This is a genomic window from Bradyrhizobium sp. USDA 326 (genome assembly GCF_049739485.1).
Classification (GTDB): domain Bacteria; phylum Pseudomonadota; class Alphaproteobacteria; order Rhizobiales; family Xanthobacteraceae; genus Bradyrhizobium.
Genome location: NZ_JBMGQA010000001.1, coordinates 3,948,339 through 3,975,288, shown reverse-complemented (window position 1 = coordinate 3,975,288; position 26,950 = coordinate 3,948,339). Strand labels below are relative to the sequence as shown.

26 protein-coding genes and 1 pseudogene are annotated in these 26,950 nt (G+C 64.7%); 18 read left to right on the top strand and 9 right to left on the bottom strand.

Annotated features, from left to right (window positions below):
- Window positions 1-81 precede the first annotated feature (81 nt).
- Window positions 82-1,548 carry an EAL domain-containing protein gene (locus ABIG06_RS18650; protein ID WP_370138087.1) on the top strand — a complete coding sequence of 489 codons (1,467 nt, stop codon included), beginning with the start codon at window positions 82-84 and terminating at the stop codon, window positions 1,546-1,548.
- A 15-nt stretch (window positions 1,549-1,563) separates the two neighbouring features.
- Window positions 1,564-2,418, top strand: coding sequence for a TIGR01459 family HAD-type hydrolase (locus ABIG06_RS18645; RefSeq protein ID WP_370138086.1), 855 nt, complete (start codon window positions 1,564-1,566; stop codon window positions 2,416-2,418).
- 153 nt (window positions 2,419-2,571) lie between these two features.
- On the opposite strand, the gene ABIG06_RS18640 is transcribed toward ABIG06_RS18645, so the two are convergent.
- Window positions 2,572-2,967, bottom strand: coding sequence for a response regulator (locus ABIG06_RS18640; RefSeq protein ID WP_008567674.1), 396 nt, complete (start codon window positions 2,965-2,967; stop codon window positions 2,572-2,574).
- A 229-nt stretch (window positions 2,968-3,196) separates the two neighbouring features.
- Here ABIG06_RS18640 and ABIG06_RS18635 point away from each other — a divergent pair, with 229 nt between their 5' ends.
- From ABIG06_RS18635 to arfB, 7 genes are all read left to right on the top strand, one after another.
- Complete coding sequence (locus tag ABIG06_RS18635; protein WP_370138085.1) at window positions 3,197-4,168, top strand: bifunctional riboflavin kinase/FAD synthetase; 972 nt, start codon at window positions 3,197-3,199, stop codon at window positions 4,166-4,168.
- A 201-nt stretch (window positions 4,169-4,369) separates the two neighbouring features.
- Window positions 4,370-7,378 carry an isoleucine--tRNA ligase gene (ileS, locus tag ABIG06_RS18630; protein WP_370138084.1) on the top strand — a complete coding sequence of 1,003 codons (3,009 nt, stop codon included), beginning with the start codon at window positions 4,370-4,372 and terminating at the stop codon, window positions 7,376-7,378.
- 10 nt (window positions 7,379-7,388) lie between these two features.
- Window positions 7,389-7,883, top strand: coding sequence for a signal peptidase II (lspA, locus tag ABIG06_RS18625; RefSeq protein ID WP_124160361.1), 495 nt, complete (start codon window positions 7,389-7,391; stop codon window positions 7,881-7,883).
- 96 nt (window positions 7,884-7,979) lie between these two features.
- Complete coding sequence (locus ABIG06_RS18620; RefSeq protein WP_199751521.1) at window positions 7,980-8,702, top strand: hypothetical protein; 723 nt, start codon at window positions 7,980-7,982, stop codon at window positions 8,700-8,702.
- Between the two features lie 195 nt (window positions 8,703-8,897).
- Window positions 8,898-10,292 carry a M16 family metallopeptidase gene (locus ABIG06_RS18615; protein WP_370138083.1) on the top strand — a complete coding sequence of 465 codons (1,395 nt, stop codon included), beginning with the start codon at window positions 8,898-8,900 and terminating at the stop codon, window positions 10,290-10,292.
- Complete coding sequence (locus ABIG06_RS18610; protein WP_370138081.1) at window positions 10,289-11,653, top strand: M16 family metallopeptidase; 1,365 nt, start codon at window positions 10,289-10,291, stop codon at window positions 11,651-11,653. Before ABIG06_RS18615 ends, ABIG06_RS18610 begins: the two co-directional genes overlap by 4 nt.
- A gap of 118 nt (window positions 11,654-11,771) precedes the next feature.
- Window positions 11,772-12,188 (top strand): alternative ribosome rescue aminoacyl-tRNA hydrolase ArfB, encoded by a 417-nt coding sequence (gene arfB / locus ABIG06_RS18605; protein ID WP_028176613.1) that lies wholly within the window; start codon window positions 11,772-11,774, stop codon window positions 12,186-12,188.
- A gap of 62 nt (window positions 12,189-12,250) precedes the next feature.
- On the opposite strand, the gene ABIG06_RS18600 is transcribed toward arfB, so the two are convergent.
- Complete coding sequence (locus ABIG06_RS18600; RefSeq protein ID WP_124160357.1) at window positions 12,251-12,559, bottom strand: hypothetical protein; 309 nt, start codon at window positions 12,557-12,559, stop codon at window positions 12,251-12,253.
- A gap of 309 nt (window positions 12,560-12,868) precedes the next feature.
- Between ABIG06_RS18600 and ABIG06_RS18595 the strand changes: the two genes are divergently transcribed.
- The 4 genes from ABIG06_RS18595 to ABIG06_RS18580 are packed head-to-tail and all read left to right on the top strand — an operon-like array spanning window position 12,869 to window position 15,834.
- Window positions 12,869-13,255, top strand: coding sequence for a c-type cytochrome (locus ABIG06_RS18595; RefSeq protein WP_199751520.1), 387 nt, complete (start codon window positions 12,869-12,871; stop codon window positions 13,253-13,255).
- On the top strand, window positions 13,256-13,651 hold the full coding sequence (locus ABIG06_RS18590) for a VOC family protein (RefSeq protein ID WP_124160355.1): 396 nt from the start codon (window positions 13,256-13,258) through the stop codon (window positions 13,649-13,651).
- A gap of 35 nt (window positions 13,652-13,686) precedes the next feature.
- Window positions 13,687-14,235, top strand: a complete 549-nt coding sequence (locus tag ABIG06_RS18585) for a gluconate 2-dehydrogenase subunit 3 family protein (protein WP_124160354.1) — start codon at window positions 13,687-13,689, stop codon at window positions 14,233-14,235.
- Between the two features lie 30 nt (window positions 14,236-14,265).
- The gene (locus ABIG06_RS18580) at window positions 14,266-15,834 is read left to right on the top strand and encodes a GMC family oxidoreductase (RefSeq protein WP_124160353.1); all 1,569 of its coding nucleotides are present in this window, start codon (window positions 14,266-14,268) and stop codon (window positions 15,832-15,834) included.
- A 108-nt stretch (window positions 15,835-15,942) separates the two neighbouring features.
- On the opposite strand, the gene ABIG06_RS18575 is transcribed toward ABIG06_RS18580, so the two are convergent.
- A complete protein-coding gene (locus ABIG06_RS18575) occupies window positions 15,943-16,260 on the bottom strand; it encodes a ribbon-helix-helix domain-containing protein (RefSeq protein WP_370138079.1) in 318 nt (105 codons plus the stop codon).
- A 250-nt stretch (window positions 16,261-16,510) separates the two neighbouring features.
- On the opposite strand from ABIG06_RS18575, the gene mutL reads away from it, so the two are divergent.
- Window positions 16,511-18,322 (top strand): DNA mismatch repair endonuclease MutL, encoded by a 1,812-nt coding sequence (gene mutL / locus ABIG06_RS18570; protein ID WP_370138078.1) that lies wholly within the window; start codon window positions 16,511-16,513, stop codon window positions 18,320-18,322.
- 90 nt (window positions 18,323-18,412) lie between these two features.
- On the opposite strand, the gene rsmD is transcribed toward mutL, so the two are convergent.
- Window positions 18,413-18,967, bottom strand: coding sequence for a 16S rRNA (guanine(966)-N(2))-methyltransferase RsmD (gene rsmD, locus ABIG06_RS18565; protein ID WP_370138076.1), 555 nt, complete (start codon window positions 18,965-18,967; stop codon window positions 18,413-18,415).
- A 1-nt stretch (window position 18,968) separates the two neighbouring features.
- Window positions 18,969-21,020 carry a pseudouridine synthase gene (locus ABIG06_RS18560; RefSeq protein WP_370138075.1) on the bottom strand — a complete coding sequence of 684 codons (2,052 nt, stop codon included), beginning with the start codon at window positions 21,018-21,020 and terminating at the stop codon, window positions 18,969-18,971.
- Between the two features lie 120 nt (window positions 21,021-21,140).
- Between ABIG06_RS18560 and ABIG06_RS18555 the strand changes: the two genes are divergently transcribed.
- Window positions 21,141-21,599 carry a nucleoside deaminase gene (locus ABIG06_RS18555; RefSeq protein WP_124160348.1) on the top strand — a complete coding sequence of 153 codons (459 nt, stop codon included), beginning with the start codon at window positions 21,141-21,143 and terminating at the stop codon, window positions 21,597-21,599.
- Here the strand turns inward: ABIG06_RS18555 and ABIG06_RS18550 are convergent.
- Both ABIG06_RS18550 and purD read right to left on the bottom strand, forming a co-directional pair.
- Window positions 21,596-22,501, bottom strand: coding sequence for an alpha/beta fold hydrolase (locus ABIG06_RS18550; protein WP_370138074.1), 906 nt, complete (start codon window positions 22,499-22,501; stop codon window positions 21,596-21,598). The genes ABIG06_RS18555 and ABIG06_RS18550 overlap by 4 nt on opposite strands.
- Window positions 22,502-22,703: 202 nt before the next feature.
- Window positions 22,704-23,987 carry a phosphoribosylamine--glycine ligase gene (gene purD / locus ABIG06_RS18545; RefSeq protein ID WP_370138073.1) on the bottom strand — a complete coding sequence of 428 codons (1,284 nt, stop codon included), beginning with the start codon at window positions 23,985-23,987 and terminating at the stop codon, window positions 22,704-22,706.
- 297 nt (window positions 23,988-24,284) lie between these two features.
- Between purD and ABIG06_RS18540 the strand changes: the two genes are divergently transcribed.
- Window positions 24,285-24,836, top strand: a complete 552-nt coding sequence (locus ABIG06_RS18540; protein WP_370138072.1) for a hypothetical protein — start codon at window positions 24,285-24,287, stop codon at window positions 24,834-24,836.
- Here ABIG06_RS18540 and ABIG06_RS18535 read toward each other — a convergent pair.
- Complete coding sequence (locus ABIG06_RS18535) at window positions 24,801-25,214, bottom strand: hypothetical protein (RefSeq protein ID WP_370138070.1); 414 nt, start codon at window positions 25,212-25,214, stop codon at window positions 24,801-24,803. The genes ABIG06_RS18540 and ABIG06_RS18535 overlap by 36 nt on opposite strands.
- A gap of 63 nt (window positions 25,215-25,277) precedes the next feature.
- Between ABIG06_RS18535 and ABIG06_RS18530 the strand changes: the two genes are divergently transcribed.
- Together ABIG06_RS18530 and ABIG06_RS18525 are read left to right on the top strand one after the other, a co-directional pair.
- Window positions 25,278-25,622, top strand: a complete 345-nt coding sequence (locus tag ABIG06_RS18530; RefSeq protein ID WP_370138068.1) for an REP-associated tyrosine transposase — start codon at window positions 25,278-25,280, stop codon at window positions 25,620-25,622.
- A 55-nt stretch (window positions 25,623-25,677) separates the two neighbouring features.
- Window positions 25,678-26,208: pseudogene (locus ABIG06_RS18525) on the top strand (REP-associated tyrosine transposase); the annotation flags it as partial.
- 498 nt (window positions 26,209-26,706) lie between these two features.
- On the opposite strand, the gene ABIG06_RS18520 reads toward ABIG06_RS18525, so the two are convergent.
- The gene (locus tag ABIG06_RS18520) at window positions 26,707-26,919 is read right to left on the bottom strand and encodes a hypothetical protein (RefSeq protein ID WP_370138066.1); all 213 of its coding nucleotides are present in this window, start codon (window positions 26,917-26,919) and stop codon (window positions 26,707-26,709) included.
- Between the last annotated feature and the right edge of the window lie 31 nt (window positions 26,920-26,950).

Genomic DNA, 26,950 nt, shown 5'->3' with positions numbered 1-26,950 from the left:
GAGCATGAGGCGTGACGGGTTCGAGCGCGACCTGTGTTTTCCCGGGTGAAGCAGACAGCTCTTAAAGGCATAGCGCGCGGCATGATTCGCATTTCGACGATCTTCATCGCCATCTGCATGGTCCTGGTCGCGGTCTCGCTCGGGCTCGTGCTCTATTCGGTCGCCGGCATCAGCGGAACGGAATCGGCGATCGTGGCGCTGACCGCGCTGACGTTCCTGATCCTCTACAACGCTGTGTCGATGCGGCTGCGCGACCGCAGCGACGTCGGCGGCCAGATCGCCGACCTCTCGCGGGGCACCGCCGACCTCGCCCGCCAGGTGGCCGAGTTCGGCCGCCGGCTTGCCGCGATCGAGGGCCGCATCGCCTCGTCCAATTCGGCCAACTCCGACCGCGTCCAGTCGGTCATTGGCGAGATCAACGAACTGGGCGGATTAGTCAGGCAGCTTGCCACCACCGTGTCGGGCCATGAGGATCTGCTGGCCGGCAACGCGCCGGCTCCCGCCCCGGTCACGAGGTCCGAGCCAGAGACGCCGGTCGATCTGGCTGCCCCCTTCGAGGAGAAGCCGGTCGCCGCTCCACCACTTCCCGCGCCGCCCCGGCCGGCCCCGGCCGTCCAGGCCCAGCCTGCCAGCCCGGCTCAGACCGGCAATGGACGCAACCAGACCCAGTTGCTGGCGATGCTGCGCAATGCAATCGACGAGAACCGTATCGACATCTTCCTGCAGCCGATGGTGACGCTGCCGCAGCGCAAGGTGCGGTTCTACGAGGCGGTGACGCGCTTGCGCGACGAGCGTGACCAGCTGATCGCCGCCGAGGAGTTCATCAGCATCGCGGAAGCCTCCGGGCTGATCGGGCGCATCGACAATATGGTGATGCTGCGCTGCGTGCAGGTGCTGCGGCGCCTGATGGTCCGCAACAAGGACGTCGGCGTGTTCTGTAACCTCGCGGCCTCCACGCTCGGCAATTCCACCACCTTCGCGCAATGTCTCGACTTCCTCGAAGCCAACCGCGCGCTGGCGCCCTCCCTGGTGCTGGAGTTCAAGCAGTCGACGTTCCGCAATCTCGGCCCGGCCGAGACCGAGAATCTCGCGGCGCTCGCCCAGCGCGGCTTCCGTTTCTCGATCGACCATGTCACGGACCTGCGCATCGAGCCGCGCGAGCTGGCCGACCGCGGGGTGCGCTTCATCAAGGTTCCGGCGACGCTGCTGCTCGATCCCAGGCAGGCCTCGACCTCGGACATCCACCCCTCCGATCTCTCCGACCTGCTCGGCCGCTTCGGCATCGACCTGATCGCCGAGCGGATCGAAGGTGAGCGCGCGGTGGTCGACCTGCTCGACTACGACGTGCGGTTCGGACAGGGCTTCCTGTTCGCGCCGCCGCGGCCATTGCGGCCGGAGGGGGCATCTGCTACCGCCGGGGCCCCGCCGAACCAGACGAAAGATGTTCAGGGACCTCATGGCTCCGGCACACCCAGCTCAGGCGCGACATCTTCTGCGCCTCCGCCACAACGCATCACCGGCAACGCGGCGCTCGCGCGCCGCATCTGATCGACCGCGCGCATCATGACCACGCTGCATTTTGCCGAAGGCCTGCGCGAGCTCGTGGGCGGCGTCGACGTCGTGCTCAGCGACATCTGGGGCGTGGTCCATAACGGGCTGGAATCCTTCCCAGAAGCCTGCGAGGCGCTGCACACCTATCGCAGCCGCGGCGGTACGGTGATCCTGATCACCAACGCGCCGCGCCCGGCCGACTCCGTGCAGCGGCAGTTGCGCAAGCTCGGTGTCCCCGATGAGACCTATGACGCGATCGTATCGTCAGGCGACCTGACCCGGCTCTATGTCGCGGAGCATCCCGGCCGCAAGATGTTCTGGCTCGGCCCCGAGCGCGACAACTCGATCTACCGCGGCCTCGATGCCGTGACCGCGCCGCTGGGGGAAGCCGACTACATCGTCTGCACGGGCCTTTATGACGACGAAACCGAGACGGCGGAAGACTATCGCGGCATGATGCTGAAGGCACGCGAGCGCAAGCTGACGCTGGTCTGCGCCAATCCCGACATCGTGGTGGAACGCGGTGACCGGCTGATCTATTGCGCCGGCGCGATCGCGGAGCTCTACCGCGAGCTCGGCGGCGAGGTGATCTTCTATGGCAAGCCGCACCGGCCGATCTACGAGCGCGCCATGGCGCTCGCCGGGGAACGGCAGGGCTATCAGATCGATCGCAGGAAGGTGCTGGCGATCGGAGATTCCGTTCGCACCGACCTGACCGGCGCGCGCGAATTCGGCATCGACTGCCTGTTCGTGACCCGCGGCATCCATGCGGAGGAGTTCGAGGGTCTTGACCAGCTCGACCCGACATCGGTCACGGAATTGTTCGGCCACCCGCCGAAGGCGCTGATGCGCGAATTGAAGTGGTGACGGCATAGCTTCTGTCATTCCGGGGCAGTGCGCAGCACTGAACCCGGAATCTCGAGATTCCGGGCTCGCCTTCGGCGCCCCGGAATGACGCATCAATTGAAAAGCCCGGGACGAGCCCGGGCCTTCGAATTGAGCTGAAAGCTTTGGCGGCCCTTACGCGCTCGCCATGTCCGGGAAGACCGCTTCGATCTTGGTCTTCAGCGTCGCCGCGTTGAACGGCTTGACGATGTAGTTGTTCACGCCGGCCTTCTTGGCCGCGATCACGTTCTCGGTCTTGGATTCCGCCGTGATCATGATGAAAGGCGTGGTGGCGAGGTTCGGATCCGCGCGGACTTCGCGCAGGAGGTCGTAACCCGTCATCGGCTCCATGTTCCAGTCGGAGATCACGAGCCCGTACTTCTTGCCGCGCATCTTGTTCAGCGCTGCCGAACCGTCGCTGGCATCATCGATGTTCTCGAAGCCAAGCTGCTTCAGCAGATTCCGGATGATACGGATCATGGTGCTGTAGTCATCCACCACCAGAACCGGCATCGACAAATCAACCGCCATCTCGACTCCCCCAACGCATACCCAGGAATTTACGATCAGACCCGCCAGGCCGGAGCCCGGCAGTTCCGCGGCTCAAGGACTAGCATCAAGGCGTTAAACAGCGCGTTAATTGGGGACGCCTCCGAAGGATTGAGATCGTGTTCAATGTCTGCGCTCCCCCCGCTTGACTTCATCAGGCCGGTCGAGCCACGGTCCGGGCCGGTCCTGCCCGGTTCGAGAATTTCCCCTGATGGCTCCGCCTTTTACCGTTATCCGCGACACAACGCCGGATTCCGCGATCCCGAGGGGCGCCGTGGTTGCCATGGGCAATTTCGACGGCGTTCATCTCGGCCATCGCGCCGTGATCGCGGCAGCCCTGGAGATGGGCCGGACGCATGGCCGCCCTGCGCTGGCGTTGACCTTCGAGCCGCATCCGCGGCGGTTTTTCAGCCCCAACACCCCGCAATTCCGACTGACGGACGAGCGGGCCAAGCTGCGGCTGTTGGCTGGCACCGGACTGGCCGGCGCCGTGGTCATGACCTTCGACAAGGCGCGCGCCGGAACCAGCGCGCAAGATTTCATTCACCATGACCTGATCGGGCGCCTCGGCGTCAGCGGCATCGCGGTCGGCTACGACTTCCATTTCGGCAAGGGACGGGTCGGCTCGCCGAGCCTTCTCGTCACCGAGGCCCCCCGGCTCGGCATCGAGGTCGACGTGCAACCGCATGTCGATATCGACGAGCGGCCCGTCTCCTCCAGCGCGATCCGGATCGCCCTCGCCGAGGGCCAGCTCGACGACGCGACCACGATGCTGGGCGCGCCCTGGTTCATTACCGGCGAGGTCATCCATGGCGAAAAGCGCGGCCGCGATCTCGGCTATCCCACCGCCAATATTCGCCTGGACGCCAATTGCGGCCTCAAGCACGGCATCTACGCGGTGCGGGTCGGCCGGGGTCCCGAGCGACTGGACGGGGTGGCCAGCTTCGGCCGCCGCCCGACCTTCGACAATGGCGCCCCGCTCCTGGAAATCTTCCTGTTCGACTTCAAGGGCGATCTCTACGGGCAGCTCCTCGACTGCGCCTTCATCGGCTTCATCCGCGAGGAGCTGAAATTCGACAGCCTGGAGGCCCTGATCCGCCAGATGGACGACGATTCCGCCCGCGCCCGCGCCATCCTCGCCGCCGCCCCGGACGCGTTTCCGAGGCTGGGCGTGATCGATTGAGCCTGAAACCGGGCTACCCGAACCTTTGCGCTTCCCTTGGCCCCCTGCTATGGGAGAGCCCATGTTTGCGCGGCGCATCATAGGGATTAGCGGCCCGGCTTCCGCCTGAGCCTTTGGCTCGGCGCAAGACCGGGATTTCGTCGTTCACCCGCGATTCCGCATCGCCATCCGTTCCCGCGCCCTTCCGAGCCAGTCAGCCTCATGTCCGAAAAGCCGCAAAAGTCGCAAAAGTCCGAAGCCAAAGACTATTCGAAAACCCTGTTCCTGCCGCAGACGGAATTCCCGATGCGCGCCGGCCTGCCGCAGCGCGAGCCGGAGATCCTCAAGCGCTGGTACGAGATCGGCCTCTACGAGAAGCTGCGCCAAGCTGCGAAGGGCCGCGCCAAGTTCGTGCTGCATGACGGCCCGCCCTACGCCAACGGCAACATCCATATCGGCACGGCGCTCAACAAGATCCTGAAGGATCTCGTCACCAAGAGCCAGCAGATGCTCGGCTTCGATTCCAACTACGTGCCGGGCTGGGACTGCCACGGCCTGCCGATCGAATGGAAGGTCGAGGAAGAGCACTATCGCAAGAAGGGCAAGCAGAAGCCCGACTTCCGCGACTCCGCCGCGATGATCGATTTCCGCAAGGAGTGCCGCGCTTACGCCACGCACTGGCTCGGAATCCAGCGCGAGGAGTTCAAGCGCCTCGGCGTGATCGGCGATTGGGACCATCCCTACGCCACCATGAGCTTCCCGGCCGAAGCCCAGATCGCGCGTGAGCTGATGAAGTTCGCCGCCAACGGCACGCTCTATCGCGGCTCCAAGCCGGTGATGTGGAGCGTGGTCGAGAAGACGGCGCTCGCTGAAGCCGAGGTGGAGTACGAAGACCACACCTCCGATACGGTGTGGGTGAAATTCCCGGTCACCTCGCCCGCGCACGGTGCGCTCGCCTCCGCAAGCGTCGTGATCTGGACCACCACGCCCTGGACGCTGCCCGGCAACCGCGCCATCTCGTTCTCGCCGAAGATCGCCTATGGCCTCTACAAGGTGACGGACGCGCCGGCCGACAATTGGACCAAGACCGGCGATCTCCTGATCCTCGCCGACGCGCTCGCTGGGGAAGTGTTCAAGCAGGCGCGGGTGACGGCCTATGAGAAGGTCCGCGACGTCCCCGGCGACACCATGGACGCGATCGAATGCGCCCATCCGCTCAAGGGCCTTGGCGGCGGCTACGACTTCATCGTGCCGCTATTGTCTGGCGACCATGTCACCGACGACACCGGCACCGGCTTCGTGCACACGGCGCCCGGCCACGGCCGCGAGGACTTCGATGTCTGGATGGCGCAGGCGCGCGATCTCGACGCGCGCGGCATCAACACCGCGATCCCCTATACCGTCGACGAGAACGGCGCCTACACCGATCATGCGCCGGGCTTTGCCGGCAAGCGCGTCATCACCGACAAGGGGGAGAAGGGCGATGCCAACGAGGCCGTGATCACGGCGCTCGTCGACAGAGGCATGCTGCTCGCGCGCGGCCGGCTGAAGCATCAATATCCGCACTCCTGGCGCTCCAAGAAACCGGTAATCTTCCGCAACACGCCGCAATGGTTCATCGCCATGGATAAGGACATCGCGGTGGGCGGCAAGACCAAGAGCGGCGACACGCTGCGCGCCCGCGCGCTGCACGCGATCTCGGTGACGCAATGGGTGCCTCCCTCTGGCCAGAACCGCATCAACGGCATGATCGAGGCGCGGCCGGACTGGGTGATCTCGCGCCAGCGCGCCTGGGGCGTGCCAATCGCCGTGTTCGTGCGCGAGAAGGGTGACGGCTCCGCCGAGATCCTCCAGGACGAGGCCGTCAATGCGCGCATCGGCGAAGCCTTCGAGAAGGAAGGCGCCGACGCCTGGTACGCGACGGGCGCGCGCGAGCGCTTCCTCGGGTCACGCGCCAGCGAGGATTGGCAGAAGGTCGACGACATTCTCGACGTCTGGTTCGATTCCGGCTCGACCCACGCCTTCGTGCTCGAAGACCCCGTGCATTTCCCGGGCCTGTCAGGCATCAAGCGCAAGGTCGACGGCGGCACCGACACGGTGATGTATCTGGAAGGCTCGGACCAGCATCGCGGCTGGTTCCACTCCTCCCTGCTGGAGAGCTGCGGCACGCGCGGCCGCGCGCCTTACGACATCGTGCTGACCCACGGCTTCACCCAGGCCGAGGACGGCCGCAAGATGTCGAAGTCGCTCGGCAACACCATCGAGCCGCAGGCCGTCATCAAGGACTCCGGCGCCGATATCCTGAGGCTCTGGGTCGCATCCAGCGACTACACCGACGACCAGCGCATCGGGCCCGAGATCCTGAAGAACACCGTCGAGACCTACCGCAAGCTGCGCAACACCGTGCGCTGGATGCTGGGCACGCTGCATCACTACAAGCCGGCCGACGCAATCGCGCCCGCCGAGATGCCCGAGCTGGAGCGCCTGATGCTGCACGAGCTCTCAGGTCGCGCCGCCGCGATCGGGAAGGCCTATCGGGAGTTCGACTACAAGACCGTGGTCGCGATCCTGTCCGCCTTCCTGAACAGCGAGCTCTCCGCGTTCTACTTCGACATCCGCAAGGACACGCTTTATTGCGATCCGCCCTCTTCGCTGACGCGCAAGGCGGCGCTGACGACCATCGACCTGTTGTGCGCCTCGATCCTGAAATGGCTGGCGCCGATCCTCAGCTTCACCGCGGAAGAAGGCTGGCGCATGTACCGGCCCGGTGCCGAGCCGTCTGTGCATCTGACGCTGTTCCCGACCGACCTCGAAGACCTGCGTGATGACAAGCTCGCTGCAAAATGGGAGACGATCCGCAACGTCCGCCGCGTCGTCACCGGGGCGCTCGAGCTCGAACGCGCCGCCAAGAACATCGGCTCTTCGCTCGAGGCATCGCCGGTGATCTATGTCGCCGACCGCGACATGCTGATGACGCTGTTCGACACCGATCTCGCCGAAATCTGCATCACCTCGAACTACGAGGTGCGTGAGGGCGAGGCGCCGGCTTCGGCGTTCCGTCTCGATGCCGTGCCCGGCGTTGCCGTCGTGGTGGAGAAGGCGGTCGGCACCAAATGCGCCCGCTCCTGGAAAATTTCGCCGACGGTCGGCGAAGACCCCGAATACCCCGACGTCACCCCGCGCGATGCGAAGGCGCTACGCGAATGGAAGGCGCTGGGCGTGAGCGTCTGATCGGTCGCCCATGACCCCGCTCCGCGCCGGCATCTTCGCGGCCATGATCACGCTGGTGGCCGACCAGGCCTCGAAGCTCTGGCTCCTGAACGTGTTCGATCTCGCCGGTCGCGGCGCGGTGCGGGTGACGCCGTTCTTCGACCTCGTGCTGGCCTGGAATATCGGCATCAGCTTCGGCTGGCTCCAGAACGACAGCCAGGCAGCGCAGATCGCGCTGATGGCCGTCAAAGGTATCGCGGTAATCGCGCTTGCGATCTGGATGGCCCGCTCTCACACCGTGCTGGCTACGGTCGCGCTCGGCCTGATCATCGGCGGCGCCGTTGGTAACGGCATCGACCGCCTGGCCTATGGCGCGGTGGTGGATTTCGCCCTGCTCCACATCGAGATCGCCGGAAAAACCTATAATTGGTATGTGTTTAACCTCGCCGACGTGGCCATCGTTGCTGGGGTGGCAGCGCTATTGTATGATTCCTTCCTGGGGGTACCCGCCGCAAAAGCGCCCTGATCCCGGCCGATACGACCGGCAGGTGGAACCCGGCTCTTGCGAGGGTTAGAGCCGCTTACGGGCGGCAATCTGCCACGATATGGAACAGGTAACATGATGCGCAGCTCGAAGACCAGCGGTTCGATGGTGCGAGATCCCCAGTGGGGGTTCTGGCGGGCATTGAAATTGTCTGCTGTCGCGCTCGGTGTTGGCCTCGTCATGTCGACCGGCGCGGCCCGCGCCGGTGACGACGACGAGGAAGACGATATGACCTTCGAAGAGAGGCTCATCGACAATCTGATGTCCGGCATCGGCGCCAAGAGCATGGAGAAGAAGGGCATCGAATACCGCGAGCGCTCGCCGCTGGTGGTGCCGCCCAAGCTCGATCTGCCGCCGCCTGCGACCGAAGCCAAGGCTGCGCCGAACTGGCCCAAGGACCCCGAAGAAAAGCGCCGCAAGGAAGCCATCGCCGCGCGCAAGAAGGCCACCAAGGCAACGGAGAACTGGCAGGCCGCCCAGCCGCTGACGCCTGCCGAGATGAAGGCCGGCCAGGTCGCCGCAGCGCCCCGCACGAGCAACGATCCGATTCAGCCAGGCACCAACGGCAACCCCTCGCTAAGCCCCGCCGAACTCGGCTTCACCGGCGGTCTGTGGAACATGATGAAGGGTGGCAACAGCTCCGAGTCCAAGGAGTTCACGTCGGAGCCGCCGCGCCAGTCGCTGGTCGAGCCGCCGCCGGGCTACCAGACACCGTCGCCGAACTACGCTTATGGCGCCGGGCCCGACAAGTCGCGGCGGATGTACTACGACATCATGTCCGGCAAGGAGAAGGAACAATAGCGTTCCTGCCGACTGCGACATCCTGACAAAAGCGAAGCCGGCGCCTTTCCTGCGCGCCCGGCGCAGTCGTAAATTGCCTATCAGTAACTTGCCTACGAGATGCGTTCTCTGCTTCGTGACGCGAAGCCTCAGCCGCACGGTGTAGCATGCCGTGCCTCCGAGCCGGACATCCGAGCTCGGCCTTTCAAAAGGATCATGATGTCCTCTTACCGATCGGCTGCCTGCCTCCTTGCTGCGCTGCTTTCGACGAGTGTCCTGTCTGCCGGCGCGTCCCTCGCCCAGACCACGGTGACTTCGGCTCCGCCCGCCAGCTTCACGCTCGGCAATGGCATGCAGGTCGTGGTGATCCCCGATCACCGCACGCCCGTCGTCACCGAGATGATCTGGTACAAGGTCGGCTCGGCCGACGAGACGCCCGGCAAGTCCGGCCTCGCCCATTTCCTCGAGCACCTGATGTTCAAGGGCACCTCGAAGCATCCGGCCGGCGAATTCTCCCAGACCGTGCTTCGCGTCGGCGGCAACGAGAACGCCTCGACCTCGGTCGACTACACCAACTACTACCAGCGGGTGCCGAAAGAGCAGCTGCCGACCATGATGGAGTTCGAGGCCGACCGCATGACGGGCCTCGTTCTCAAGGACGAGAACGTGCTGCCGGAGCGCGACGTCGTGCTCGAAGAGTACAACATGCGCGTCGCCAACAATCCGGACGCACGGCTGAACGAGCAGATCATGGCCGCGCTCTATCTCAACCATCCCTACGGCCGTCCGGTGATCGGCTGGCACCAGGAGATCGAGAAGCTCGATCGCGAGGATGCGCTCGCCTTCTATCGCCGCTTTTATGCGCCGAACAACGCGATCCTGGTGATCGCCGGTGACGTCGACGCCGCCGAAATCCGCCCGCTGGTCGAACGCAATTTCGGCTCCATCCCGGCGCAGCCGGCCATCCCGGCACGCCGCGTCCGTCCGCAGGAACCGGAGCCGGCCGCGCCGCGCACCGTCACGCTGGCGGACCCGCGCGTCGAGCAGCCGAGCATGCGGCGCTACTATCTGGTGCCCTCCGCGACCACGGCGGCAGCCGGCGAGAGCGCGGCCCTCGACGTACTGGCGCAACTGATCGGCAGCGGCAGCAATTCCTATCTCTACCGCGCACTCGTCGTCGACAAGCCGCTCGCGGTCTCCGCCAATGCCAGCTATTCGAGCATCTCGCTCGACCCGACCCAGTTCGCAATCTCCGCTGCGCCGAAACCCGGCGTCAGCTTCGCAGAGGTGGAGCAGGCGGTCGACGGTGTCATTGCCAGCGTTGCGCAGAACCCGATCCGCGCCGAGGATCTGGAGCGCGTGAAGACCCAGCTCATTGCCGAGGCGATCTACGCCCAGGACAACCAGGCGGTGCTGGCGCGCTGGTACGGCGGCGCGCTGACCACGGGCCTGTCGATCGAGGACATCAGGAGCTGGCCCGACCGTATCCGCGCCGTGACCGCCGAGCAGGTCCGCGCCGTCGCGCAGAAATGGCTCGAGAAGAAGCGTTCGGTGACGGGCTATCTGATCAAGGACACCGCTACCGCCAAGCGCGAGGAGAAGCGTTCGTGACCTATCCCTTCCTTCGACGTGTTGCATTCTCCCTTGCCAGCGGCGCGATGCTCGCGCTCGCCGCTGTCTCGCCGTCACATGCCGCCGCAAAAATCCAGCATCTGATCTCGCCCGGCGGAATCGAAGCCTGGTTCGTGCAGGACGCAACCGTACCGCTGATCGCGATGGAATATTCCTTTGCCGGCGGCTCGTCCCAGGACCCGAAGGACAAGCCGGGCGTCGCCAATCTGGTCGGCGACCTCCTCGATGAAGGCTCCGGCGATCTCGACTCCAAGACGTTCCATGAACGGCTCGACCGCCGCGCCATCGAGCTCTCTTTCAACGCGACGCGCGATACGTTTCGCGGCAGCCTGCGCATGCTGCGCGACAACAAGGACGAGGCCTTCGACCTGCTCAGGAGCGCGCTGACCTCGCCGCATTTCAACACCGCCGACGTCGAACGCATCCGTTCGCAGGTCATCTCGGGGCTGCGCCGCGAGACCACCAATCCGACCTCGCTGGCGAGTCGCAAGTTCCTGGAAGTCGCCTTCGGCGAGCATCCTTACGGCCGGCAGACCAACGGCAACCTCGACAGCGTGCCGACCATCACGGTCGCCGACATGAGGGACTATGTCGGCCGCGTCCTGGCCAAGGACGGGCTGAAGATCGCGGTCGTCGGCGACGTCGATCCGGCGACCCTGGGCAAGCTGCTCGACCACACATTCGGAAGCCTGCCTGCCAAGGCCAATCTGACGCCGGTCCCCGACGTCGAGGCTGCAAAGCCGCCGCAACGCACCTTCGTGACGCTCGACGTGCCGCAGACCGTGATCACCTTCGGCGGCCCCGGAGTGAAGCGCAGCGATCCGAACTTCATGGCGGCCTATGTCGTCAACCACATCCTCGGCGGCGGCGGCTTGTCCTCCCGGCTCTATCGCGAGGTCCGCGAGAAGCGTGGGCTGGCCTATTCGGTGTTCGAATCGCTGCTCTGGATGGAGCATTCGGCGATCTTCATCGGCAACACCGGCACCCGTGCCGACCGCGCCGGCGACACCATCGACGCGATCGAAAAGGAAGTGCGCCGCATGGCCGAGGAGGGTCCGACGCAGAAGGAGCTCGACGAGGCCAAGTCCTACCTCAAGGGCTCGCAGATGCTGGCGCTCGACACCTCCTCCAAACTGGCGCAGGCGCTGTTGCAATATCAGCAGGACAAGCTGCCGATCGACTACATCGAGAAGCGCAACGCCATCGTCGACGCCGTGACGCTGGACGACGCCAAGGCGGCCGCCAAGCGCCTCTGGGGCCAGGGGCTGCTGACCGTCATTGTGGGCCGCGCCCCGCAGGCCGCGGCCCAACCGGCGGCTGCGACGCCGAAGTCGAACTGATCTCTCCTCCAAGCGCGTCCTGAATGGCCGGGCCCTGCCCGGCCATTTGCGTTTGCATGAGCACCATTGCCGAACCTGAACGTCCGCGATATGTCCAGACATCACGGATGGTGCCTACATGCTGCGGATATCCCGCAATCTCGTCATCGACGAGGACGATATCGAGATCGGTTTTGTCCGCGCCTCCGGCCCGGGCGGGCAGAACGTCAACAAGGTCGCGACCTCGGCACAGCTGCGCTTCGACACGCGCAAGCTGACCTTGCCGGAGGACGCGGCCCTGCGGCTTGCGCGCCTTGCCGGCCAGCGCATGACCAAGGACGGCGTCATTGTGATCCAGGCGCAGCGCTTCCGCACCCAGGAGCGCAACCGCCAGGATGCCATCGACCGCCTCACGGAGATGCTGCGCGAGGCGATGATCAGGCCGACGCCGCGGCGCGCGACGCGACCGACCTTCGCCTCCAAGCAGCGCCGGCTCGAGGGCAAGAAGCGCCGCAGCGACGTCAAGGCAGGGCGCGGCCGGAGCTTCGACGACTAACTGGCGCGGCAAAGAGCTCCGGCCGCGAGGCGACCGGAGCTTTGCCGATTCACCCGGCGAGACTAGTAACGTTTGGACGGGGCTGCGCCGCCCGTCGCGGCATCGTCGGCTGTTCCCTTGTGCGTAGCACTGCCCGTGGTGCCGACCGCGCCCCTGGTGCCTTTGGTCGACTTCATGCCGGTCTTCTCGCCGGCTGCGCCCGTCTGAGCATTCATCTCCTCGTCGCCGCTGCCCATGGTGCTGCCTTGCATGGGTTTGCCCTGCACGGTGCCGCCTGGCTTGGCGGTGGGGGGCGCGCTTTGCGCGAGGACAGGTGTCGCAATGAGGGCCGACAGAGCGCAGGCGATCATCGAGGTCTTCACCAACTTCATCCATTTCTCCTGGATTGTTTCGCGATGAATGGCTCGGCGGCTCCTTGCGCCGCTCGTCTGCACCGGACCATTGCATCGCGTAAAGAGTTCGAGCGGCGCAACGTCATGCAATGCGCATCGTGTGGTGATCGTTTAGGGATTTGACGGCGGTTTCGCGGAATTGTGCTCCGCATATAAGGCGGCTTGGAACATCACACGGCCCAAGCTATCTCCGTTCGCTGCGAAACAGCCCGCTACTACCACCTCATCTCTGACGCCGATTAGAGTTTGCACACGCTGGATTTGACGTGGATGAGCAAGCTCTTGGCGATGCGCACGATCGTGCTGGGATTGTGCACCGCGATGGTGCTGATGGCGCGAGGCGCCGACGCGCAGATGCCATTGCCGGCGGCAAGGCCGCCGGATGGCGCGACGCTGTTCAAGCAGCAATGCGCGGTGTGCCATACCACCAATCTCTCGGACCCGATGCGACAAGGTCCGCCGCTGGTCCGAATCGTGGGCCGGGCCGCCGGCAAGGTGGAAGGCTTTCATTTTTCAGACGGCCTCGCCAAGGCTGACTTCACCTGGGATGAGGCCCGGCTGGACGCGTGGCTGGCCAATCCGCAAGCCGTGATCCCCGGTGCGATCATGGCCTATCGGCAGGCCAGGCCAGAGACGCGCGCCGCCATCATCACTTACCTCAAGGAGCTGAACTGAATGGCAAAGCCGGTCCATTCCATGATCCGCGTGCTGGAGGAGGCGCGCTCGCTCGACTTCTACAAGCGTGCCTTCGGCCTGGAGGTCACCGACCATCTGAAGTTCGCGGATTTCGCCCTGATCTATCTGCGTCACCCCTCCTCACCGTTCGAGGTCGAGCTGACGGTCAATTTCGATCGCAAGGAGCCGTACCAGCTCGGCGATGGCTACGGCCATCTCGCCGTGGTCGTTGAAGACCTCGATGCCGAGCATGCCCGCTTCGAGCGCGAGAAGCTCGCACCGGGACCCTTACGCGATTTCAAGCACGACGGCCGAACGCTGGCGCGCTTCTTCTTCGTCAGTGATCCCGATGGCTACAAGATCGAGGTGATCCAGCGGGGCGGCCGTTTCAACTGACCGAACCAAAATCAGAAATCTACGGAGGACATGCCATGAGAGAAGTCGATCGTCGAAGCAAGCACAGCCGCCGCGTCTTTATCAAGGGCGCCGCGGCCGCCGTGCCGGTCGCGGCCGTTGCGACCAGCGCCGGAGTCAGCATCGACAATGCCTGGGCCGAAGAGACAAGCGCGCTCTCGCCTTCGACGATGAAGACGCTGCTGAAGGTCGCGCGCGATATCTATCCGCATGACGTGCTCGGCGACAGCTACTACATCACCGCGATCAAGCCGTGGGACGGCAAGGCGGCGAAGGATCCTGCCGTCAAGTCGCTGATCAGCGACGGCATTGCGCGGCTCGATCAGAACGCGCGCGACCGCCACAAGGTGCCTTATGTCGAAGTGGCCTGGGAAGCCGACCGCGTGGTGCTCCTGAAGGAGATCGAGCAAACCGCCTTTTTCCAGAAGGTGCGCGGCGATCTCGTCGTCTCGCTCTACAACCAAAAAGAGATCTGGCCGCGGTTCGGATACGAGGGCTCTTCCGCCGAGTTCGGCGGCTACATCAACCGCGGCTTCGCCGACATCGACTGGCTGCCGAAGGCTTAGATCACCACCCAACGGTTCAGGAGAACGCATATGGCAAAATTCGATCTGAACGACTCCAGCGTCGTGGTGATCGTCGGCTCCGGTGCCGGTGGCGGCACACTGGGCAACGAGCTCGCGCAGAAAGGCGTCAAGGTCGTCATTCTCGAGGCAGGTCCCCGCATCGAGAACCACGAATTCATCAACGACGAATGGGAGAGCTTCTCCCAGCTCGCCTGGACCGATGCGCGCACCACGTCGGGCACATGGCGCGTCGCCAAGGACTTTTCGGGTCTTCCCGCGTGGATCGTCAAGGCGGTCGGCGGCTCGACCGTGCATTGGGCCGGCGCCTCGCTGCGGTTCGACGAGCACGAGTTCAAGGTGAAGAGCACCTACGGCAACATTCCCGGCGCGAACCTCCTGGACTGGCCGGTCACGCTTGCCGAGATGGAGCCGTGGTACGCCAAGGCCGAGAACAAGATGGGCGTGACTCGCACCAACGGCATTCCCGGACTTCCCGGCAACAATAACTTCAAGGTGCTGGAGGCCGGCGCCAGGAAGCTCGGCTACAAGACCGTACACACCGGCAACATGGCCATCAACAGTCAGCCGCGCGACGGACGCGGCTCCTGCCAGCAGATCGGCTTCTGCTTCCAGGGCTGCAAATCCGGCGCGAAATGGTCGACGCTCTACACAGAGATCCCCAAGGGCGAGGCGACCGGCAATCTCGAGGTCCGCCCCGGCAGCATGGTGGTGAAGATCGAGCATGATGCCACCGGCAAGGTCACCGGCGTCGTCTACGCTGACGAGCAAGGCGCGATGCAGCGCCAGAAGGCGCGCATCGTTGCGGTGGCCGGCAATTCGATCGAGAGCCCGCGGCTGCTGCTCAACAGCGCCTCCACGATGTTCCCCGATGGCCTCGCCAACTCCAGTGGCCAGGTCGGCCGCAACTACATGAGGCACATGACCGGCAGCGTCTACGCGGTGTTCGAAAAATCGGTGCACATGTATCGCGGCACCACCATGGCCGGCATCATCCGCGACGAGGCCGCCAACAACCCGAAGCGCGGCTTCGTCGGCGGCTACGAGATGGAGACGCTGTCGATCGGCCTGCCGTTCATGGCGGCGTTCCTCAACCCCGGCGCCTGGGGACGCTCGTTCACGTCAGCGCTCGACGGTTATCCCAGGATGGCCGGCATGTGGCTGGTCGGCGAGGACATGCCGCAGGAGACCAATCGCATCACGCTCGATCCGGTCGTGAAGGACAAGTTCGGTCAGCCGGTCGCGAGCGTGCATTTCGACGACCATCCCAACGACGTCGCGATGCGCGCGCATGCCTACAAGCAGGGCGCCGCGGTCTATGACGCCGTCGGCGCCACCGTGACCTATCCGACACCGCCCTATCCGAGCACGCACAATCTCGGCACCAACAGGATGAGCGAAAAGCCCCGGGACGGCGTGGTCAACAAGTTCGGGCAGAGCCACGACATCAAGAATCTGTTCGTCTCGGACGGCAGCCAGTTCACCAGCGGCGCGGCCTGCAACCCGACGCTGACCATCGTCGCGCTGGCGATCCGGCAGGCCGACTACATCGCCGGTGCGATGCAGAAGAAGGAGATTTGATCTGACGTTGCCATTGCGGTTGCTGGGACGGCATTAAGGAGGGATTGCGTATCCACACTCAAGCTGTCGTCCCGACGTTCGCCGGGGACGACACCGAGGGTGGAGCGGCTACTCGGCCGCATCAAGGATCGGCGCCACCGTGGCCTTGAATTGCTGCACCGCCACCATGCTCCTCGAGCGATAGATCAAACACGAGCATCGCAGCAACGAGGCAAAATTGTTGACCTCGCCATGGTGGTCGAGCACCTCGTTGTAGAGCGTGGTCAGGAACTTGCCGAGGCTCATGCTCTCCTTGGCCGCGATCTCCTCCAGCGTGTCCCAGAACGCCATTTCCAGACGGATCGACGTGCAATGCCCGCCGATTCGCAAAGACCGAGTCTGGGATTCGTAGTCGCGTTGGGGCTGATGCGCGAAGAGATGGCACATGGCGTCCTCCCGTCCTGTTGCCGTTTTTTCACGATGCTACACCGCTGCCCGTGCCTCCACAATCGCGACCACGGCCGAAAGCCGGCTCATCGACGCCGCGGGATTGTCCGGAACGTCCAATGTCTTCAATGTGATAAGGGACCTTCTTCCCCAGCCCGTCACGCGACTGTTGCCCAACCCATGCTTTTGACGCAACACGGCCTAGAATAGCACTCCCAGCGAATCCAAGGCCGAGTCCCCGATCGAATTCATGCCCGTCCGTCAATTGCCAGAACAGGTCGTCAACCGCATCGCCGCCGGCGAAGTGGTCGAACGTCCCGCGAGCGTGGTCAAGGAGCTGGTCGAGAACGCCATTGATGCCGGCGCGAGCCGGATCGACGTCTTCACCGACGGCGGCGGGCGGCGGCGGATCGGCATCACCGACGACGGCAGCGGCATGACCGCGAGGGACCTCTCGCTCGCGGTCGAGCGCCACGCCACCTCGAAGCTCGACGACGAGGACCTGCTCCAGATCCGCACGCTCGGGTTCCGGGGCGAGGCGCTGCCCTCGATCGGCTCAGTGGCGCGTCTCTCGATCACCACGCGACATGCCAGCGAACCGCATGCCTGGGCACTCACCGTCGAGGGCGGCGCGAAGTCCGAGATCATGCCGGCGGCGCTGGCCCATGGCACCCGCGTCGAGGTTGGCGACCTCTTCTACGCGACGCCGGCGCGACTGAAGTTCTTGAAGACCGACCGCACCGAGGCGGAAGCCATCCGCGAGGTGGTGCGGCGCCTTGCGATGGCGCGGCCGGACATTGCCTTCACACTCGCGGGCGAGGAGCGCGCGCCGGTGACCTGGTCCGCCGCCCTGCCCGGCGCCGCCGGGCGGCTGACCCGGCTCGGCGACATTCTGGGCGCTGAATTCCGCAGCCACGCCATCGAGGTCCATGCGGAGCGCGAGGGCGTGGTGGTCGCCGGCTATGCCGCAGCGCCCGCGCTCACAAAGGCCAACGCGCTCGGGCAGTATCTCTTCGTCAATGGCCGACCGGTGCGCGACAAGCTGATATTGGGGGCGGTGCGCGCCGCCTATTCCGACTACCTGCCGCGCGATCGCCACCCGGTGCTGGCGCTGTTTGTCACGCTCGATCCGCGCGAGGTCGACGCCAACGTGCATCCGGCAAAGACCGAGGTGCGCTTCCGCAACGCCGGCCTTGTGCGCGCATTGATCGTGCACGGATTGAAGGAGGCCCTCGCACGCGAAGGCCGGCGCACCGCCGCCAACAGCGGCGAGAGCGCATTGTCCTCGTTCCGGCCTGCCTTTACGCCGCGTCCCGCAAGCTGGGACTGGCGCGCCTCGCCAGCCGCCCCGGTCGCGCCCATGCCGTCCTTCGAAGGCGCCGCCGCCCCCGCATTCGCCGAGCGCGTGCAGGCTGCATTCGATGTCGGCGCGCCCAGCGCGGATGTGCGGTTCGAATCGCAGCCGACCGCCGACCTCGTCGATCGCCCGCTCGGCGCCGCGCGCACGCAGATCCACGAGACCTACATCGTCTCGCAGACCCGCGACGGATTGATCATCGTCGACCAGCACGCCGCGCATGAGCGCATCGTCTACGAGCGGCTGAAGGCCTCGCTGGCGGCCAACGGCGTGCAGCGGCAGATCCTCTTGATCCCCGAGATCGTCGAGATGGACGAGGCGACGGTGGAGCGCCTGCTCGAGCGCAGCGACGAGCTGGCCTCGTTCGGCCTTGCCATCGAATCCTTCGGCCCCGGCGCGGTCGCGGTGCGCGAGACGCCATCGCTGCTCGGCAAGACCAATGCCGGCGGCCTCTTGCGCGATCTCTCCGAGCACATGGCCGAGTGGGACGAGGCGCTGCCGCTGGAGCGCCGCCTGATGCACGTCGCCGCCACCATGGCCTGCCACGGCTCGGTGCGCGCCGGCCGCCGGCTGCGGCCGGAGGAGATGAACGCCCTGCTGCGCGAGATGGAGGACACCCCGAACTCCGGCCAGTGCAATCACGGCCGGCCGACCTATGTCGAGCTGAAGCTGAGCGACGTGGAGAAGTTGTTCGGGCGGAGGTAGGTCCGGCCGTGTAGGATGAGTAGAGCGAAGCGAAACCCATCAATTTTCTTCGCGCGGTGAGACGATGGGTTTCGCTTCGCTCGACCCATCCTACGGCTTCCTCAAGAACACGAACTCCGTATCGTCATAAACCCGCCGCTCCAGCTCCTCAAAACCTTCCGGTGTCGCGAACTGGGCGGCCTTGGCCTCTTCCACCACCAGCAGCGCGCCCGGCGTCAGCCAGCCGCCGTCGCGCAGGCTCGCGAGCGCCTTCTCCGCAAATCCCTTGCCATAGGGCGGATCGAGGAACACCATCGAGAACGGTTCGACGGGATGCGCAGGGCCGAGATCGGTGGCATCGCGGCGATAGACCTTGGTGACGCCGCCGAGACCGAGCGCCTCGACGTTGTTACGGAGCAGCGCACGCGCCTCGGCGCCGTTGTCGACGAACAGCGTGAACTTGGCGCCGCGCGAGGCGGCCTCGATGCCGAGCGCGCCGGTGCCTGCGAAGAGATCGAGCACGCGCGCGTCTTCGATCGGATCGCCATAGGCGTGCACGAGGATGTTGAACACGGACTCACGCAACCGGTCCGCCGTGGGACGGATGTCGCGCGAGGACGGTGAGGCGAGATTGCGCCCCTTCAAGCGACCGCCGACGACGCGCAAGTCAGTCCTCCCGCGGCTTCAGGTCGCGCTTGCCGTGATAGCCGCGCTTGGGACGGCGCGGCGGGCCGTAGCCGCTCGCGTCCATCTCGTTGCGCTCGCGCGCCTCCTCGCTGCCGGTGCGCTGCACCAGCACGCGGCGGCCCTTGCGGTCGTTTATCACGGCCCGCTTGCTGGCAGGCTTGCCCTCGCGGGGCGCATCGTCATCGGCCGCAGACGATTTCTGCGGCACGTCGAACTGCGCGCCCGACTTCTCGATCACCTTGTCGCCGAGCTGCTCGCGCAGCACGCGCGAGCGGACCTCCTCGACTTGACCTTCAGCAATCTCGCCGAGCTGGAACGGGCCGTAGGAGACGCGGATCAGCCGATTCACCTCGAGCCCGAGATGGGCGCAGACATTGCGCACCTCGCGGTTCTTGCCTTCGCGGATCGCGAACACCAGCCAGACATTGGCCCCCTGGTCGCGCTCGAGCGTTGCCTCGATCGGACCGTATTTGACTCCCTCGACCTCGATACCGTTCCTCAGCTCGTCGAGCTGCACCTGGGTGACATCGCCATGGGCGCGGACGCGATAGCGGCGCAGCCAGCCGGTATCGGGCAGCTCGAGCGTGCGCGCGAGCCCGCCGTCATTGGTGAGCAAGAGCAGACCCTCGGTGTTGAAGTCGAGCCGGCCGATACTGATCAGGCGCGGCAGGCCTTCGGGCAGATTGTCGAATACGGTCGGACGCCCCTCGGGATCGTCATGCGTCGTCATTAGCCCGCGCGGCTTGTGATAGAGGAACAGCCGCGTGCGCTCGCGCTCCGGCAACGGCTTGCCGTCGACCAGGACGACGTCATTCTTCGTGATATCCAGCGCCGGCGAGTTGATCACGCGGCCATTGACCGTGACGCGGCCCTGCGTGACCATCTCCTCGGCATCCCGGCGCGAGGCAAGGCCCGCGCGCGCCAGCACCTTTGCGATGCGCTCGCCGGCCTTCTTCGGCTTCGGCGCGTCTTCGCGGCGCGGCCGGCCCTCGAAATCGCGATCGCGCTCACGATAGGCGCCACGGCCCCCGAAGGCGGGGCGCTTCTCGAAGATCCTGCTCTCATCCTCGTTTTCGCGGCGCGGACGATCGCCGAAACGGCCTTCGCTGCGCGGATGCTCGTGCCAGTCGGCGCGGCCCTCGGAGCGCTCGCGTGGACGACTGAATTTCGGGCGATCACCGCCGCGCCCACCGCGCTCGCCATCGCTGTCGCGACGGGGCCGATCAAACTTGGGACGGTCGTCGCGTGGACGATCGGATTTGGGCCGCTCGCGGAACGGACGGTCGCCCGAGGCACGATCGTCGCGCGAGCGCGAGAAACGCGGACGGTCCTCGCCGCCTTCGCGCTTCTGCCAGGGCTTGTCGTCGCCGCGATCGCGACCGCCGAAGTCCTTGCGCGGCGGACGATCACCGCGCGGACGGTCATCCCGCCTCTGCCAGGGCTTGGAATCGGCGCGCTCGCCACGATCGCGCGGACGGTCACCGCGATCGCCACGGTCGCCGCCCCGCGAAAACTTCCGCTCGCTGTCGAACTTGCGTTCGGGGCGGTCGCCACGCGGCGAATACGGCCGCTTGTCGCCGAACTTCTTGTCGCCGAACCGGCCGGCGGGACGGGACTCGTCGCGATCACGGCTACGCGGCGGACGGTCGTCACGATCATACGACGGGCGATCACCGCGCGGCTTGAAGGGCCGCTTCTCGCCGTCACGCGAAGAGCGATCGGAGAACGGACGCTCGCCCCGCGGCTTGAAGCTGCGCTCGCCGCGGCCCTCGCCGCCCCGGTCGTCGCGCTTGAAGCGCGGACGGTCGGAAAAATCGCGGCGCGGGGCGTCGCCCTCCTCGCGGCGGCGGAACGGACGGTTCTCGCGATCGCCACGGGGCGCGCGGCTGTCGCGGTCGCCCTTACGCTCGCCCTTGCCCTCGAAGCCGCGCTTGGCGAATTTCTTCTCGGGGCCACGCGGCTTGCCGCTACGGCCTTTGGCCGGGCCTCGCCGGCCGCGGGAATCGTTGTCTTTGTCGCTGTCGCGAGGCATGAATAATCTCACCTAGGGGGTAGCGCGATGAGCATTGTGCGCGCTCGCTGCGAGCCGCATGCTCAGGCAAAATCGGTATCCACTCTTGCTGAAGGCGGAGCTAGTAGCAGGTTTCTGGCGATGATACGAGGCACGAAAGCCCCTTCTTTCATGGATTTGGCGCTTCAGACGGCCGAAAATGCCGGAAAATCGGGCGAAGTTCCGATCGGATGCGTGGTGGTCCGCAATTACGAGGTCATCGCGACCGCCGCAAACCGGACGCTGACCGACCATGATCCGACCGCCCATGCCGAGATCATCGCACTGCGCGAGGCGGCCGCGAAGATCGGCAGCGAGCGCCTCGTGGATTGCGATCTCTACGTGACGCTGGAGCCCTGCACCATGTGTGCGGGCGCGATCTCGTTTGCAAGGGTCAGGCGGCTCTATTACGGCGCCGCCGATCCCAAGGGCGGCGCGGTCGAGTCGGGCGTGCGCTTCTTTGCCTCGCCGACCTGCCACCACGCCCCGGATGTCTATTCCGGCGTCGGCGAGAGCGAGGCGGCGCGGCTGCTGCGGGAGTTCTTTCGGGAACGGCGCTAATCGCCCGCGAAGAACTCGCGCAGCGCCTTTGCGGTCACCTCGGGGTTCTCCTCGGTGAGGAAGTGCCCCGAATCCACCGGCATGCCGTCGACGTTCGTCGCCCATTGCTTCCACGTGTCCAGCGGCGTCGCGGCGGCCTGGGCGATCCCGGCATTGCCCCACAGCGCCAGCATCGGGATCGTGATCTTCTTGCCGGCCTCGAAATCGGCCTTGTCCAGGTCGTAGTCGAAATAGGCGCCGGCGCGGTAGTCCTCGCACATGGCGTGGATGCGGGCGGGATCGCGGAACGGGGCGAGGTAATGCTCGAGCGCGCGCGGATCGATCGCGTCCAGCGTCTTCGCTCCTGTCTGGCTCGCCATCTTGAAGCGCAGGAAGAACTCGCCATTGCCCGAGATCAGCGTCTCCGGCAGCGGATAGGGCTGCGCCAGGAAGGTCCAGTGATAGATCTTCAGGGCATAGGCGCGGTTCATCCGCTCCCAGTAATTGTAGGTCGGCAGGATATCGAGCACGGCGAGCTTCGACAGCCGGCCGGGATGGTCGAGCGCGAGCCGATACGACACGCGGCCGCCGCGGTCGTGGCCGGCGAGCGCGAAGTGAACATGGCCGAGGCGCTCCATCGCCTCGACCATGGCCTTCGCCATCGCGCGCTTGCTGTAGGGCATGTGCAGCGCATCGCTCGCGGGCATGTCGGACCAGCCGTAGCCCGGCAGGTCGGCGATGATCAGCGTGAAGTGCTCGGCCAGCTCAGGCGCCACCTGGTGCCACATCACGTGGGTCTCGGAGAAGCCGTGCAGGAGCAGCAGCGGCGGGCCCTTGCCGCCGACGCGGGCGAAGATGCGGCCGAACGAGGTGTCGATCCATTCGGCGGCAAAGCCCGGATAGAGATCGGCGAGATCGGACATCTTCTTGCATCCTTGTTGGTCGGTCGCGGGGGCCTCGACAAACAAAGTTCGAAAACAACCCCATGCACAGTACCGGTATTATCATCGGGGCCACTAACCCCAACAACAGATTACATATTCTGGAACACGGATATGGCGGCGCGGTGACGTGAACGCGAGATTCCGGATCGGCGTGATGGCGCGCCCCATCCGGGGTGACGCGCTAATTTTTGGCCTTCTCCGCCTCCACCGCCTGCCAGCCGATGTCGCGGCGGCAAAAACCCTCCGGCCAGCGGATGCGATCGACGGCCTGGTAGGCGCGGGCTTGCGCCTCCGTCACGGTCGCCCCCAGCGCGCAGACGTTGAGCACGCGGCCGCCATTGGCGAGGATCGCGCCGTCCTTCGCCACCGTGCCGGCGTGGAAGATCTCGACCGTCTCGACCTTGGCCGCGTCGTCCAGCCCCTCGATGCGGGTCCCTTTTTGATAATCGCCGGGATAGCCCTTCGCCGCCATCACCACGGTGATCGCGGCTTCCTTGTGCCAGCGCAGGTCGAAATTCTTCAGCTGCCCGTCGCAGGCGGCGAGCAGCGCCGGCACGAGGTCGCTCATCATACGCAGCATCAGCACCTGGCATTCAGGGTCGCCGAAGCGGACGTTGAACTCGAACAGCTTTGGGCCTTGCGTCGTCAGCATGATGCCGGCATAGAGCACGCCGCGGAACGGCGTGCCGCGCTGCTTCATGCCTGATACCGTCGGCAGGATGATCTTCGCCATGATCGCGTCGTGGATGGCGGGCGTCACCAGCGGCGTCGGCGAATAGGCGCCCATGCCGCCGGTGTTCGGGCCGACGTCGTGGTCGAACACGCGCTTGTGGTCCTGGGCGGAGGCGAGCGGGATGGCCGTCTCGCCGTCGCAGAGCGCAAAGAAGCTGATCTCGCGGCCCGGCAGAAACTCCTCGATCACGACCTCCGCGCCGGCTTCGCCGAAGGCGCCCTCGAACATCATGGCGATGGCGTCCTCGGCCTCGCGCACGGTTTTGGCGACGACGACGCCCTTGCCGGCGGCGAGCCCGTCGGCCTTCACCACGATCGGCGCGCCCTGGCTCTGCACATAGGCGCGCGCGTTTTCGGGATTGGTGAACCGCTTGTAGGCGCCTGTGGGAATGCCGAATTCGGTGCACAGCGCCTTGGTGAACCCTTTTGAGCTTTCGAGCTGCGCCGCCACCTTGCTCGGCCCGAACGCCTTGATGCCGCTAGCCGTGAGATCGTCGACGATCCCGGCTGCCAGCGGCGTCTCCGGCCCGACCACCACGAGCTCGACCTTGTTCTGCTTGCAGAAGGCGATCACCGCGGCATGGTCGGCGACATCGAGCGCGACGCATTCCGCCTCCTTCGCGATGCCGGCATTGCCGGGCGCGCACCAGAATTTGGTCACCAAAGGAGAGGCCGCGATCTTCCACGCCAGGGCATGTTCACGGCCGCCGGAACCGAGCAGGAGAATGTGCATCGAAGGCTCAAGATAAGGGGTTTTGCTGGGGCGGAGGTCGCACGAATCGGGGTGGGTGTGAAGGGGGGCCCTGACGGAATTCGCCGCACCGGTGGAGATGATGGTCACGCCATCCTGAGGGCCGCAACTTTCGGTGGCGCTCTTCTGAAGGCTGTACTAGCCTGAACGGGGGGACATCACATGGCACGGTTTGGGTCCGTATTGCTTTGCTTGGTCGCTATGCTGCTGTCAGGCTGCATAACCACTGCCATGCAGGGTTACGCTGATCGAGATTTACCGGCGCGGCCCATACAACGCATGGCAGCTTACGTTGTCGCGCCTACAGCACTGGCTTCCAGCTTCCAGTCGAGCATCGCTGAGGAGTCGGCGAAGCGGGGTATTGGGGCCGAAGATGCGTACGCGCTCCTTCCACCGACGCGAACGTACACTGACGCGGAAATTCGGAAAATATTGGCTGACAACAGCGTCGATGCAGTTCTGATCATAAATGTAGGGGATACGGGCGTCGTCAAGGAATACGCTGGCACGTTCTTTCAAGGCCAATATTCGGGTTCGACCGATGTTAGCAGCACTGTTACACGCAACGGAAATATCTCCAATGTCTCTCTCGCAGGAAGTACGTCCGGAACGATGACCGGAACAGCAACCCCTATGCACAGATACAGCCGTCAAACGGTGTTCAAGGCACGCCTCGTTGATCCAGCTACCGCAAGAAACCTCTGGGTGGGGTCGGGAGAGGTAAGCGCGGGCGGCCGACTTTTCGTGGGAAACGGAAGCAGCGCATCAAGCTCTGTTTCTGCAATTTTTGATGATTTACGCTCCAAGAAGATAATCGGCGGCACCTCTTAGACGGCGAACGCCACAACAGAGACTGCGCATTTTCAAGGCGGTCGGCTTATTCTTTCCTGTCAATTCGTAGCATGCATTGATGATTGCAACGAAGGTATCCGACTCAAAGAGGCCCTCAATGTCGGACTCGTCCTTTCCAATAAAGTCCGCAATCGTGTAGACGCGGCCCTTCTTCAAAATCTCACTGCGCCGTAGATCTTCGATTTCCTTTGAAACGCCTTTTGTTTGGTTAGCGAGTACGGCAACATCAAGTTTGTTTCCGCCGAACAACGACACGAATGCACGCACATTGCCAATGCCGCCGGTTGGACACAATGTCCAGCGAGGGTCAAGGCCGGTACGTTTGCGCGCCTTCAGTGTATCGGAAAGCGCTTGCAAGCCCGTAGGATGGGTTGAGCCCTTGCGAAACCCATCGCCCCTGTTTCGTGATAAGATCGCATCATGACCGCGTACCGGCGCAACTTCGTTCAGGGTGGGCGTTTCTTCTTCACCGTCAATCTGGCGGCGCGGAGGCTAGCGTTGCTGACAGATCATGTCGAGGCGTTGCGCGCGGCGTTTCGCGAAACGCATCAGCGCCATCCATTCACGATCGATGCCGTCGTGGTACTGCCTGACCACATTCACACGGTGTGGACGTTACCGGAAGGTGAGGCCGATTTTGCAATGAGCTGGCAGCTGATCAAATCCACCTTTTCGCGCGGCCTGGGGCGCAACGAGGAGATATCCCAAGCCGCTTGGCCAAAGGTGAATGGGGCATTATGCAGCGTAGATGTTGGCAGCCCGTAGGATGGGTTGAGCCCTTGCGAAACCCATCGCACTTGTTTCGTGACAAGATCGCGTCATGACCGCGTACCGGCGCAACTTCGTTCAGGGCGGGTGTTTCTTCTTCACCGTTAATCTGGCGGAGCGGAGGCTAGCGTTGCTGACAGATCACGTCGAGGCGTTGCGCGCAGCGTTTCGCGAAACGCGCCAGCGCCATCCGTTCACGATCGATGCCATCGTGGTTCTGCCTGACCACCTTCACACCGTGTGGACGTTACCCGAAGGTGATGCCGATTTTGCAATACGCTGGCAGCTGATCAAGTCCACCTTTTCGCGCGGCCTGGCGCGCAATGAAAAGATATCCCAAAGCCGCTTGGCCAAAGGTGAACGGGGCATTTGGCAGCGCAGATATTGGGAGCATACCATTCGTGACGACGTCGATTTCGCGCGGCATGTCGACTATGTTCACATCAATCCGGTCAAGCACGGGCTCGTCAACCGGGTGCGTGACTGGGCGCCCTCCTCGTTTCATCGCCACGTCAAGCTTGGCGATTACCCGGTCGATTGGGCCGGCGATCAGTCGGATGACGGCCGCGATTACGGTGAGCGGGATAGAGCAGCGGTGGGTTTCGCAAGGGCTCAACCCATCCTACGAGCTGAGTCGGGAGGACACATGAGATCGACGGGCCTTTCCGCGGCAGAAAAAGCAGCGGTGACGGCTGCCTGCCAAGATCTGATCGACAACTTCCTGAAGCCCACCTTCCTGTCCACCATCCGGCCGACCCAGTTCAATTACCCCGTCGATATCCTGGGAAAGTGGCACGGGACCAAATATCGCTTCGTTCAACGCTATCGCTCCGGTTTCCCGGAGAATCTCGGCGAAGAGTTCGACGCCCCCTTCACCCGCCTCGACTGGATCAGTCGCAACCACTTCAATATCCAGTGGCACCGTCACACCGGAGAATGGTTCTTCCGACATCGCGGTCTTACGCTCGCCGAAGCGATGAACTTGCTAAGGTCCGACGGATTGCTCCATCCGCCTTGAGCATGTTCAGGCTGTAGGATGGGTTGAGCTCTCGCGACACCCATCACTCGTGTCTCTCGGCATTCAAAAGACATAACCGATCGGGCGCCATTCGCGCTTCGGCGTCACTTGCAGTCGGATGACAACCGCCAGGACCGATCCGGAACAGGAAAGCGATGGGTTTCGCAAGGGCTCAACCCATCCTACGAACTGCGCCAGCAGGATGTTCAGCGCGGACAGGCGTTCACCGCTGAACGGCTTTTCGCCGCTCGGGTGATCGGGTACATGAAGGCGCACGCCAACGTGTGATCCCGGCAGTGCACGTCAA